The sequence below is a fragment of the Mucilaginibacter sp. P1_D10 genome (assembly GCF_056406215.1).
The window spans coordinates 469,279-482,529 of sequence record NZ_JBFUAP010000003.1; the positions used below are offsets into that span (position 1 = coordinate 469,279).

Annotated in this window: 10 protein-coding genes; all 10 read right to left on the bottom strand. The window is 45.7% G+C overall.

Translation table 11 applies throughout. The features are described from left to right. Positions 1–17 precede the first annotated feature (17 nt). Positions 18–2,657, bottom strand: a complete 2,640-nt coding sequence (locus AC1DYT_RS06420; protein ID WP_477468806.1) for a non-ribosomal peptide synthetase — start codon at positions 2,655–2,657, stop codon at positions 18–20. Between the two features lie 112 nt (positions 2,658–2,769). Next, positions 2,770–3,957: a glycosyltransferase family 2 protein gene (locus tag AC1DYT_RS06425; RefSeq protein WP_477468807.1), complete on the bottom strand. Its 1,188-nt coding sequence runs from the start codon at positions 3,955–3,957 to the stop codon at positions 2,770–2,772. Between the two features lie 24 nt (positions 3,958–3,981). Continuing rightward, positions 3,982–5,208, bottom strand: coding sequence for a glycosyltransferase (locus AC1DYT_RS06430; protein WP_477468808.1), 1,227 nt, complete (start codon positions 5,206–5,208; stop codon positions 3,982–3,984). After that, positions 5,205–6,548 (bottom strand): oligosaccharide flippase family protein, encoded by a 1,344-nt coding sequence (locus AC1DYT_RS06435; protein ID WP_477468809.1) that lies wholly within the window; start codon positions 6,546–6,548, stop codon positions 5,205–5,207. The genes AC1DYT_RS06430 and AC1DYT_RS06435 overlap by 4 nt, the downstream gene beginning before the upstream one ends. 14 nt (positions 6,549–6,562) lie before the next feature. Further along, positions 6,563–7,177, bottom strand: a complete 615-nt coding sequence (locus tag AC1DYT_RS06440; protein WP_477468810.1) for an acyltransferase — start codon at positions 7,175–7,177, stop codon at positions 6,563–6,565. A 14-nt stretch (positions 7,178–7,191) separates the two neighbouring features. Then, on the bottom strand, positions 7,192–8,697 hold the full coding sequence (locus tag AC1DYT_RS06445; RefSeq protein ID WP_477468811.1) for an O-antigen ligase family protein: 1,506 nt from the start codon (positions 8,695–8,697) through the stop codon (positions 7,192–7,194). 205 nt (positions 8,698–8,902) lie between these two features. After that, on the bottom strand, positions 8,903–11,050 hold the full coding sequence (locus tag AC1DYT_RS06450; RefSeq protein ID WP_477468812.1) for an exopolysaccharide transport family protein: 2,148 nt from the start codon (positions 11,048–11,050) through the stop codon (positions 8,903–8,905). Between the two features lie 4 nt (positions 11,051–11,054). Continuing rightward, positions 11,055–11,735 carry a TolC family protein gene (locus AC1DYT_RS06455; protein ID WP_477468813.1) on the bottom strand — a complete coding sequence of 227 codons (681 nt, stop codon included), beginning with the start codon at positions 11,733–11,735 and terminating at the stop codon, positions 11,055–11,057. Between the two features lie 5 nt (positions 11,736–11,740). Beyond that, on the bottom strand, positions 11,741–12,835 hold the full coding sequence (locus AC1DYT_RS06460; RefSeq protein ID WP_477468814.1) for a sugar transferase: 1,095 nt from the start codon (positions 12,833–12,835) through the stop codon (positions 11,741–11,743). Beyond that, on the bottom strand, positions 12,813–13,202 hold the full coding sequence (locus AC1DYT_RS06465; RefSeq protein ID WP_477461029.1) for a response regulator: 390 nt from the start codon (positions 13,200–13,202) through the stop codon (positions 12,813–12,815). Before AC1DYT_RS06465 ends, AC1DYT_RS06460 begins: the two co-directional genes overlap by 23 nt. Positions 13,203–13,251: the final 49 nt, after the last annotated feature.

Here is a 13,251-nt window from a genome sequence, read left to right on the forward strand (position 1 = left end):
CAAAAACGGCTTGCCTTCTACTTTACTTTCGCAGCCTGGTCTAAGCATTCCTGCAATACGCGGGCAAATTGCTTGTCGTTAGGTGGGGCAAAAATGGTATTATGTTCGCCCGGGATATCGTGTACGGCAACGCCTTTCAGTGCGTAAGGTATCCAGCCGAGGTATTTAAAGTCGTCCATATAAAAGGTCTTCTTTTTGGCGCGAAACAGCTCTAACTTTATGTTCACCGGGGTTAGTAAATAATTACGTTGTGCGGTTTCGCTTTTCTCGTGTATATCATCGGTATATGCGGCAAAGCCTTCTTTTTTCTTAACCTTATGCGGGAAAGCCTTTTTGTATAGTTTGCTTATCCTGCGGCCAATTTCGCGGCTTTTGTATTCTACGGTGCGTTTTGGGTCTTCTATGAACAATATAGGCGTGTACGCAATCTGTTTCACCAGGAACCATAAATCGCCGATGGTGCGTTTAAGCGGCGGCGTGTGTACTTTGGTTTGGTCGGCATAAGTATCGAACATCGCCAGCATTTTTATGTCTTTGCCCATGGCGAGCATCTGCTTAGCCATTTCGTAAGCTATCATGCCACCCAGCGAATAACCTGCAATAGCGTAAGGGCCAACCGGGTCGTGGTTGATGATTTCTTCCACGTAGTTTGCGGCAATTTCTTCCATTACGTCCAATGGTTCGTCAATACCGTTTATGCCTTTCGCCTGCAGGCCGTAAACCGGCTGCTCATCGTCCATATTCATGGCCAGGGCATTGAACAGTAATACGTTGAGGCCAGCTCCGTGTACGATGTATAGCGGCATTTTGCTGCCCATCGGTTTTATTGGTACCAGCGAATCCCATGTAATCAACTCCGAGTTTACATCTAAACGTGCAGCAAGCTTTTCCACAGTAGAATGCTCGAATAAGGTAGCCAACGGCAAACGCTTGCCTGTTTTCTCCTCCAGTTTGGCCATTATCTTTACAGCCACCAACGAGCGGCCGCCCAATTGGAAGAAATTATCTACCATGCTTATCTTGTCCAGACCCATCATTTCCTGCCAAACGTCGGCCACCATTTTTTCGTTGCTGGTGCGTGGTGCCACATAGGCTTCGGCACGTACGATGTGGCTGTAATCCGGTTTCGGCAGGGCCTTACGGTCTATCTTGCCGTTGGGGGTTGATGGTATAACATCCAGCAGTACGAAATCATCGGGCACCATGTATTCCGGCAATTCGGCAAGCAGGGCGTTTTGCCATGCATCCTGCTGTTGTGCCGAGGGGTGACCCGTTTCGCCCGAATGCAATAGCAGGTAAGCCACCAGGCGCGGGTAGCCGGGTGTATCTTCGCGGGCTATTACCACCGCTTCTTTCACATCTTCCTGTTTACCCAGGTGGAACTCAATTTCGCCAAGCTCTATGCGGTAGCCGCGCACTTTTACCTGGTGGTCTATACGGCCAAGGCACACGATTTCGCCTGTGGGCCTGATCTTGCCCAGATCGCCGGTACGGTATATCTTGTCGCCGGGTTTTTTGGAGAAAGGGTTATCAATGAATTTTTCGGCGGTAAGTTCTTCGCGGTTCAGGTATCCCCATGATACGCCATCGCCGCCAATGAGTATCTCGCCAATATCGCCATTGGTAAGGCTGTTCATGGCCTCATCAACAATGTATATCTGCGTATTGTCTATCGGCCAGCCAATGGTAACATCCTCGGCATCGGTTACATGCTTTATCACCGAATAAATCGTGGTTTCGGTAGGGCCGTACAGGTTCCAAACTTCGCTGCTGCGCTCAATCAGTTTTGCCGCAAGGTCTTTGGCCAGCGCTTCGCCGCCGGTGAATACCTTCATGGGCAGTTTTTCGTTCCAGTCTACTTCCAGCATCATACGCCAGGTGTAGGGGGTGGCTTGTAGTATGGTGATGCCCTGCGTGCGCACGATATCCAGCACGGCGCGGCCATCCTTAGCGGTGAGCGAATCGGCAATAACCAATTCTGCACCAATGCTTAGCGGCAGATATATATCTAACCCCGCTATATCGAACGAAATAGTTGCTACGGCCAAAGTTTTATCAGCAGAAGTAATGCCCGGTTTCTTTTGAAAACTCAGGACAAAATTCACCAGGCTATGGTGGGCTATCTGTACGCCTTTTGGTTTACCGGTTGAACCAGAGGTATATAGGATGTAAGCCAAATCCGCACCGGTTACGCCGGCTGCGGGTTGCTCCGGTATCAGGGGGGCAGAATCTGCCAGGGCCTGCTCAATTAAAACCTCGATAGTGTTTGCAGCATAATGGCCCGCATATTTTGCCGATGTGATGAGTATTTTGGCGGCCGAATCCTCGAGCATAAATTCGATGCGGTCTTTCGGGTATTCGGGATCTAACGGCACGTAGGCGGCGCCCGATTTCATGATGGCCAGCAAAGAGATGATCAGCTCCGGGCAGCGATCAAGCGCGAGACCGATGATATCGCCTTTTTTGATGCCTTTTTGTACCAGCAATGCAGCAATGCGGTTAGCTGTATTGGCAACCTCGGCATAAGTTAACGCGCGATCATGAAAGCGGATCGCTATTTTTTCCGGAAAGCTTTGTGCGCTCTCGTTAAAAAGCTCGAAAAGGGCTTTTTCTTTTGGATAATCTACCTCGGTGTTGTTTAGTATCGTTGCTTTCATAGTATCAATTAACGGTAAGCAGGGGGTAGCTTTGCTTACAGCTGTACAATTCAAATTTAATGATTTAACACATAATCACACGCTGCAGCCCACACTTATTAGCTATAAGCCATCAGGCTCCGGGCGTATTGTGCGGCGTATGGATAAACTTTTTGTTGGCCCCCTTTAGTTTGAACAGCAACGCAAGCATGGTGAAGAATATTAATGGTATCTTCAAAACCGCGCCCAGCAGTTTGCCGTTGAAAAAATGACCCGGCACGGCCACTAATATGCCGATGTAGCAAAGCGCTGTTGCCGTTAACCACATTTGCCACGATGGGCCAACGCCCGGTGTTAACAACGATACAAGCAGCATAAAAGGCATCAGCCCCAGCATCAGTATCCTTGGCAATATTGCGGTTTGGTATATTTCGTTAAAGTAATCAAAATTGCCGCGCGCAAACAACTCTTCAAAGCCAGTCATCCCGTAGGTTTTTAACAAGTTAAATTGTGCCGAAAGCCATCGGCGGCGCTGCTTTTTAAATACCTCGGGGTTGCTCACCTTCTCATCGTAAACCAGGGCAGCATCGGCATAAGCCACGTGGATGTTTTGGCGGGTAAGTACAAGCCCCATCTCCTTATCAAAGCCACCAACGGCATCTATTTGCGCCATGGTATCCTTAAATAACCTGTATTCCAGCGCCATGCCCGATCCTATTATGGCGGCCGAAAGGTTAAAAACCTGCTGCGCCTTGCGGAAAATGTGGTTATTTATTTCCTCGCTTATGGCATCTAATATCGCTACGGGGGTTTCGGTGTTTTTGGCAACACGATGCCCCTGTATTACCCTTTTGCCGGCGTGGATGTAGTTGTTAATATGGTGCAGGTAATCAGGCGCGGCAATGTTGTCGATATCAAATACTACGGCAGCGTCAACATCGTCCACGGTTGCGGCAATGGCGGCATGCAGTGCTTTCGACTTGGTACTGCTCTCAAATACCACCTCAACTACCTGCAAAGGCATTTCTTTAAGCTTTGCAATGGTTTCCGGCTGCATCGAATCGGCTATTACGCATACATGGAATTTATCGCTCGGGTAGTCGATCGTCAAGGCCTGTTCTGCTGAGTTGAGGATGATAGCATCCTCCTTGTAAGCGCAAATGTATATCACGAATTTGCTGTAGGCCGAAGCCATTGGCGGCGCCTTTTTAATAATGAGCTTGCCCGATACCGAAAATACAAAAAGGTAGAGGCTGTAAATGCCCAGGTACACAAATACCAGGCTAAAAATAACAGAGAAGACGATTTTAATAATTTCCATTTTTGAGCCTTTTAATCAAATTTATCAAAGGTTTTTGCCTTTTTGTGCTAAACCAGCCGATAATAATTCTTTAATATCGGTAATGCGGTGTTCCCAGGTGTTGTTGGCCGCAATACTTATACGCCGTGCAACTTTTTCGGTTGCCTGCGAATCAACTAAAGCAGCATTCAACGCATCCGTAAATTCATCGGCCGTGCTGCAATAGGGTACAAGCCCGTTGGTGAAATTCTGTAAATCATCATTAAAATCGGTAGAAACCACCGGTTTGCCAGCCCCTAAATACTCAAAAAGTTTTAGCGGGAAAATGTTATTGCTAACATCGTCTTTTTTAAAAGGGATGATGCAGACATCAAAACCTTTCAATACGGCAGGCATTTGTTGATAATCCACCGGGCCGGGCAGGTGTAGGTTGGGTGCAGCAAAATCCCCCTCGCGTATGTAGTCGGCATCCACGGGGCCTACGAAAACGAAGCTTTTATCAGGGTTATCGGCGATTACCTTTTTTATCAGCGTATAGTCTATCCTGCGTTCTATTGCCCCAAAATAGCCTACAATTGGTTTTTTTATGCCCGAAAGGATATCGGCTAACTTTAAATCAGCACTCAAGGCTTTCTGGCTATGGGTAAGGTTTGCCGCGTTGGGCACGAAGTAAGAGTTGCGGTTTAAGAATGATTTTTTGTTGCGCAACTCGCGGCTGGTACTGATGATCATATCCACGCTTTTGGCCAGTATTTCTTCGTTGTGAACGCCGTGCTTTAACTGATACTCCTCAATTATCGGATCAACGCAATGGTAAACGCTGAGAGCTGGTTGGGGTAGCAACGCTTTGTGCAATTGCGGATACGAAAAATTATAGGAGTTGATGTAGATATAATCGGTAACACCCAACTGCTTAAAAACCTTGATGAGGCGCGATGCTACCATCCACTCGTTAAACCTTACGGCAAGGCGGTAAGCTTTCCCCTCGGGTATAGCATTGATAGATGGCACCGGCGGGCAAATGATGATCTTGAAGTTCGGCAGGTCGCTTTGGATGAAGCTGTTGTTTGCCGAGAAGAAATGCGGCTTGCGCACCTGGTATGCTTTGGTATCCTTAAACTTAAAATAATCTTTCCAGGTGAAGGGCCTGTCTACAAAGTACACATAGTTGTCCTTAGCCAGCAATCGTGCCATAATATAGGGCGTCGATTCCAGCTTGTTATCAAACTGCATCTGCGAAAAAACAACGATATGTTTACCGGTTAAACTCATGCCGTTCCTTTTTCTGCTTGTTTATGCAAAACGTGATTTATCATCCCTTTTACTTCTCCAAAGCCCACACTGAACAGATCGCGCAAACGGAACCGGAGATGCTTTTTCAGTTGTATATACCCGAAGATCAGGCCGGAGTAGTAGGTGAATAGTGATGCTATGGCCACACCATACAGGCTATGAAAAATAGCTATTCCGGCAAAATCGGCGATAACGTTCACCGTAAGCATCAAAAATACCTTCATCATATTGAGGTGCGGTTTGTTCAGGATGTCTAAGGTGATGCCAAAAAACCTATCCATGGGCATAATAATCACATAACACAGGAAGATGCGGAAAATATTAAAAGCCTCGCTGCCGGCGTATTTTTCGCCCGAAAGGAGATGAATTACCAGCCCACCCAGGAAAAAACCACCTACAGCTATAGGTATTAATAATACCGTGAGCAGCGAACCATATTTTTTCATGGTGTGCGCTACAGCTGGTTTGTCGCCATGCTGCGCCGCTGCGGAAAGCTCTGGTAGGGCGGTGGATACAAAGCTGCGCATCGGTATCTCGAAGAACTCCATTAAGCGTTGCGGGATATAATAAACCCCCACCAAATCTTTAGGGAACATGGCGGCGATGATAAAAATATCAGAACTGCGCAGCAGGGTTGAGCCTATAGATGTGCCCACACCGTATTTGCCAAAATTGGCTAATTCCTTCATCGATTCGATAGTTTTATGCCTGATGGCATGTACTTGCGACCAGCCCATAAAAATACAGAGCAGGCTGGTGAAAATGTTGGTAGCCAGGTAACAATAAATAACAGTTTCGAAATTGATAACCTTGAAAAAAACGATAATAAGTACGAGTAAAAGGAAGCCACCCTGGTTGATGATCTGGATGATGAACATTTTATCAAAGCGTTCTTCGGCCTGCAATATCCAGCCTGCAATGGCAGATGGTAGCGTACAGATGTAAATGATGCCGAACCATTTCAGCGTGGCCACCAAATCGGGATTTTTGCTTTTGAAGAAGAGGTAAAGCAAAAGATCGATGAAAGCAAGCCCGAAAGTTAAAATAAAACCAATGCCCCAGGCAGAACCGGCCACGGTTACTGCACGGTCTTTGGCCGCACCGGCATAAAATTTTACCAGCGAGGTTTGCAGGAAGCCGGTACGAAACATATCGGCCAGTAAAAAAATGTTCAGAAAGAAGATATAGTTACCAAAATCGGCTTTGCTGGGAAAATGCCTGGTTAACTGCGATATCACCAATAATCCAATAACAGGCATTGCCGCGCTGCTGGCCAAATTGATGGTATGTTTGTTTACAATCTTTTTTAAAAACGACATAAAAGCCTTCAGCGTTAAATTTTGTCCCAGATCCCGGTTTCGAAATTGTACTTCTTTATCACTTTGGCGGGGTTACCTACAGCCACACTATACTCGGGTATATCTTTTGTTACTACGCTGCCAGCCCCAATTACGGCATGCTTGCCAATGGTTACGCCCGCGGTTATAACACTGTTGGCGCCAATCCAAACATCATCCATCACCGTTATTTGGCGGGTAATTACTTTTTGCGTGCGCGGCGGGGTATTAATATCCTCGTAGCCATGATTAAGGCCCGATAATACCACGTTTTGCGCCATCATTACATAGTTGCCCAGCGTTACCGGGCCAATAATAGTGTTGGAGAGGCCTACGCCTACATGGTGGCCTATTAAAACGTCGCCAACGCCGTTGTTAATGGCTGCAAAATCTTCTACAATGCTGTATTCGCCAAGTGTGAAATTATTGAAAGGGAATACGTCTATTCGCGAATAGCGGCCTACGATAGAATGTCGGCCGCGCTTATGGTAAAACGGGTTTACAAACAGCCGCGTCCATATACGGGGGCGCGAGTGGTTTGACCGTACCAATAGCCAGTGCACAAATTTTTTTATACGGGGGTGAGATTTAATTACCGAAAGTAACGACATCTATAAAAAATTAATTATGCTTTCAATCCTTCAATGCTCTTATCGCCCTGTGCTTTACGTTCTGCAATATCAAGCCGCATAGTTACGTTGAGCAACGCCGCGGCGAGGTAGAACAAAATATTCGACGGGTATTGTACGAGCGCCTGCTGCGGGTAGTTGCCTATATTATAAATAAATAGAACCAGTACCATGGCCAGGCAATAAACTTTCAACTCGGGGTTCTTGATCAGGAAATAATAGTTGATCCCCGTATATAAAATTACGAACATTAAAGTACAAAACAATAAGAGACCTATCCAACCCATTTCTACTGCAACACGCACGTACCCGCTATCGGGCGGAAATTTGGCTAGCATGGAGTTTGGCGCAAACCGGCGCCCCCAAATACCTACCGAGCCAAGCCCGCCGCCAATAGGGTGCGATAGTATATACGGTTTTATTTTATGCTGGTTTTCTGCGCGTACGTTAAATGATGCATCGGCCGAGGGATTGAAGGCCGATTGGAAGCGTTTGATAGTGGCGTTGGATGTTGGCATGAATATGACCACAACCAGCATAAACCCTGCCGTAAGTACCGAGACAAGTATCTTGCGGTTGAATTTAAGTATAGCTAAAAGCGCTAAAGCGCCGGGCAGCAGCACATATGCGCCCCTGGTGCCGCTGTAGAGCATGGTAAGCAGATAAAATGGTATCAAACAGCCCAGTATTATTTTTTTTGTTTTGCTGATATCGAGCATGAAAAAGCAAATACACATAGCCGATGCCACAACCATATTGTAGGAAAAAGTAACCGGATCGGGGAAAATTGCCACCTTACGCAAATGCCCGTTGATGAAAAGGAAGCTTAGCCTGAGCGGGTCTGATGCGTACCAGGCTTTCTCGAAACCAAACAAGCCGATATTCTCCTGCTGGAAACCCGACATGGCCGCCAACAGGCACAGAAAAAGCCACAACTTTATCAAAAATCTTATATACTCGATGCTTTGTATCTGGTAAAGGAAAACGAAATACATCAGCATGATGAAACCAACCGTACGCACCGTATACACCCAGGCTAATATTGAGGGCGAAGCAGGGTTTACGGCTTCTAAAAAATTATATCCAAGCCATGCGAGTACTAAATAGGTGATAGGGTTTTTAAAATCATTCCAACTGGCGTCGTATTTCTTTTTTACGAAAAAGCCGAAGATGAGCAGGTAAGTAATGGCATCGAGCAAAACGCCCGTAGGCTGATCGCTGGGAAAGATGGACGACAGATAATTGAGCATGAACGATACCACCACCAGCGCGGCGATACCAAATTTGGGGTAAGCAATGATGCCATAAACAACAGGTAGGCCAACAACAATGGCCATAATGCCTGCGGCACCCATAATGCCCGCTTTTGCAACTACAACGCTTACAAAAACACCAACAGGCAGCATCAGCACTATCATCCGGGTGGTTGATAAGTTATTAAGCTGCAGTTTATTGCGCAGATAGGCTTTGAGGCCGATATTTCTCAATTGTTTATCAAGCATATGCTGGGCCGGGTTTTATGCAAGAATCAATATTTTAACTGCCCACACAAAAACCCCGGCAAATACAAATGCTATGGCAACCTTGCGTGTTTTATTTTCAAGTGGGCTAAGGCCTGCATATGGGTCTGCCTTTATTTTGGTGTTTGGCGTTATTTTCATGTCAGGGAATCAAAGTGCGTAAAAAATTAAAGACACAGGGCCGCGGTTAGTCTTCGGGGATGCTGGCCTTGTTCAATACCCAACCTGCAAACTTCCCGTTCATGGCGCGCAAATACTCTAAATCGGCCTTTTGGGTTTTCTTGATGCCTTTGTTAGCTTCAAAAACACCTACTACCTTATTGGCAAACAACATCCACTCCTTAGATTTATTCAGCGTGGTTAATGCCGGAGTTTCTATAATGATGATATCATACTTGGTTTTCAATTCGTTGAAACGGCTGCGTATGAAGTTTTCGTCGCTTACCTCCAACAGGGTAACATCTCCGCCATGGTTGCCCAATACGGTGGTAGCGCCAGAGAATGCTTCGTAATTATCGGGATTGTTTTTAAAATAATCTTCGATGTACAAACGCGGCTGTGCTATGCCGGTAATGGTAGGGTTGGTAAAGTTGCCATCTATCAGCAATACTTTTTTGTTGATCATGGCGTAGGAGTACGATAAGGCAATGGCCAGTACCGTTTTCCCCTCATGATGCGCTAGGCTGGTAATGGCCAGCACCTTATCGCCTTTCAGTTCCTGGTCTATCTCGAACCTTAAAGAACGGATAAGCTCCTTGAAGTGCTTCATCTTTTCGCGGTGCTCTACATCCCACAGTTTCTTCAGATCAAGCGTGCCGCCGGTAACGGTATTGAGGTACCCAAGAGATGCCAGGTTGGTACGGCTAACCAGTTCGCCGGGTTGTTTGATGGTTTCATCCAAAAAGTACATCACGAATAAAAACACAACGCATACTACAAACATCCCAACACCGCTAATGATAATCAACAGCATTTTTTTTGATGGCTCGGCGGCATCGGGCGTAGCATAATCTACCTGCCTTAGTTTTATAGAGAAGGTTGATTTTAAATTGGTTTCGTTGTACTTAGTTAGCACCTCCAGGTATTCCTTGCTGGCAATATCAAGCTCGAAATTGTAGGTTTTTACGGTAGCATCGAAGGGTACCAGGCGATTGAAGCGCGCGTTGAGGTCGTCAAGCGATTTATCTATGGCCAGTATGCTGTATTTGGCCAGGTCGCGGGTTACTTCCAGCGATATTTTTTGAGCTACTAAAGCATCCTTGCCCGCCAACGGGTTGGTGAGGTACTTATCAGATGTGAGGTTTAACTGCTGCGTAAGCTGCTTTGATAGCGAATCTATCTGCGCTTTATACTGTGGCGCAAAATTACTGCGTACGTATTGATCTGTTAACAAATGCAATTGCTCCTGCGTGCTCACAACAGCGGTATTGTATTTGTTGAGGCTGGCTTCTATGTAGCCGCGATCCTTAGGATCGAATTTGTTATCGATATTGGCTAAGGCACCGTTGTAGCTTGCTACATCTTTTTGGGCCTGTTGTTTGCGGTCGCCGTAGGCAACTATCTGGTCGTAAATAGCTTTTGATTGCTCTTCCAGGTTCAGCACACCGTTCCGGATCTTATAATCCTGCAGCTGGGCTGTTTTTTTGTTCAGTGCATCACGTTTTTCATTAAGCAATTTTGCCAGGAAGGTAACTGCATCGGTTTCGTTTTGCCTGATGGTGTGGGTATAGTAACTGATAAATTCGCGGCACAGCACATTTACCACGAAAGCCGAAAGCTGCGGGTTTGCCGATTCATAACTAACGGTAATAAAGTCGCTATCCTCATCACGGTTAATCTGCATACCCTCGCGTAGGCTGCGTTCGTCGTACTTCATGGATCTCAGCAATTCGTTGAGGCCGTTTTCGTCTTTATTGTAAAAATCAAGCGGTTCCATGCGTTTGAATTTGCTCGAAAACAGTTCAATGGCATGTTTCTTTGCTCCTGCATTCATGGTCAGGAACAGCTTGCTGTAAGGTTTGAATGGGGTAGGGCTGGTAAGATCGTGCAGTATGAGTTGGTACGATACCTGGTTAACGAGCTTCTTAAGCTTCATTATCTCGATAAGGTTGCTAAAACTTTGGTATATCTGCTGGGCCTGTGCTGCACTGTTGGTTTCTTTATCCAGCAAATGGCGCGATTCGTCGATAATACCCGTAGCTATCTGTGAGGTAGATACATACTTATCCGCAAGGTTTTTTACCAGGAAATAAGAGATAATAATAGTAACAAGCGGAACAATTATCAGCAGGTTTTTATGTTTCCATAAAACTTTCAGAAAATTAGCAAACTCCATTTTTTTATTTAACCTCTTCTAATTTAACGCCCAAAACCTCCTCAAGGTTAGTTTTTGCGGTTAACATTGCCAACTCTGCTGTCACTTTAAATCCCCCCTGTTGGTAAAGGCTCGTAAGGGCCTCGTTATATACCTGGAATGTTGTTTCTCCTTTTTGGAATGAATACTTCAATTGTTTTACCGCAGCCTGGCCATCTACAATGGCACCCGATCGCAAACGCAGTTCGGCCTGGGCGGCAAGGTACTGGAAGTATAAACGTTTTACGTTGGCTTCCAGCGTGAGGTTATACTCCTGTTGCTGAAACTCTGCTATCCTTACCGCCTCTTTTGCCCCGCGCGATGCAAACGGTTTGGCCAGAAACTGGCCTATATTTACCGATACGCTTAGCTGGTAGCCATTAAAAATGGTTGGCTGTATTAAATTGAGTGAGCTTTTTGGGCTGTATATATACGATGCCGTGAAAGCATCCAACCACGATACATTGGCCTGGTGATAGGCTGCCTGGGCCAGATTTACCTGCGCCTGGCGTAATTTTATTTCCGGATAGTTCTTTTTAGCTGTAGCGATGAGTTTTTCTAAGTACGGGTAGGAGATGTCAGGTATTAATGATTCCTGAGCGCGTGCGCCCTGTGTACATGATAAAGCCAGTACCAAAAGGACCAATAATATGAATCTGTTAGGCATATTGATTAAACTTTCTCTTTTTGAAACATAGCAGGTATAGTACCCAGGATGATTTTAACATCCAGCCAAAATGAGTACTTCTGCGCATAAAAATTATCCAGTTTTTTTCGTTCGCGTTCGCTCATATCTTCTTTTCCGCGTTTGCTTATCTGCCAAAGACCGGTTAAGCCTGCCGGGCCCAAAAAACGCATCGACCACTCGTTGGAGGTTAGCATCTCGGCTTCATAAACCGGCAAGGGCCTGTTACCCACTACAGACATATCTCCACGCAGGATGTTGAACAACTGCGGCAACTCATCTAAACTGCTGTTACGCAGAAAATTGCCCAGCTTGGTAACGCGCGGATCATTCTTTATTTTCACGAAAGCAGATTTTGTAGTGCCTGCTTCTTCGGCAGCATACTGGTTGTTAGTAACAGCCATCTGCGCCAAAAGTTGGTCGGCATCGGTACGCATCGAGCGGAATTTATAAAAATCGAACACCTTATAGCCCGTGCCTACGCGTTTGCTCTTGTAAAATATGGGGCCTTTCGAATCGAATTTTATAGCAATGGCTACCAGCAGCATCACCGGCGACAGGCAAATAAGCATGCATATCGAGATGAATAAATCCAGGAAGCGCTTGCCCGGAGGCATCTTGTAGGTGGTATCTACTTCCTTAGATAGCTCTAGCAGCTTTGGTTTTATCAGCTTAAACCTCACCAAAAAGTTGAGGCGTTCGCGCAAATCTGATGTAGAGAAAGGGTAGGTGTAAAAATCATGCAGCTTCAGCTTCATGGCCAGTTGTACCAATTTTTTATCGGCACGGGTAGATAGCATCACAACGATGAGCCCGTTCATCAAGAAGCTATCCCTTAACTGTTCTACCATTTCGAAGCATTTCTCATCCTTATCTACCTCTACCAAAATAATTTCGGGGATGGTGAGGATAGATTGGTCGCCCAGGTAATCTTCCAGGTCTTTAAGGGTGTCGCTGAACGAAATCCGGAAGTTATCGCTCAGGTCGTTAACGATAAGGTCCTTCAGTTCCAGCCCTGCGTAGGCTATCCTGATTTGCGAACCCGAATTTTCGTTCCAATCAGTTGCTGTCTGACGCGTCATAAACTTGTAGGGCTTGGTTAATGGCTGTTTTTAAGGTTGTTGGATTGAATGGCTTGTGGATGTAGGCTTCTACCTTGAAGGGCATATTGGCTACCTGCTCTTCCAAGTCGTATGCTGCCGATAACATGATAACCGGTATATTGCGATAAAAGCCACTTATCTTTACGTTTTTGATAAAAGATTGACCATCGAAATACGGCATTTGCAAGTCAGATATGATCAGTTTAGGCAGGTTGCCGTCTTCCAGCCAGCTAAAGGCCTCTATACCATTGTTCTTAACAACTATTTCATAGTCTTTGCTTAAGATAAAGCTGAGCAGTTTCAATATACTCAAATCGTCATCAACAATTAATAGTGTTTTCTTCATGCCGATATTATCGTGTTTCTGCTATAAATATGGTGCTTTTAAATCAAAA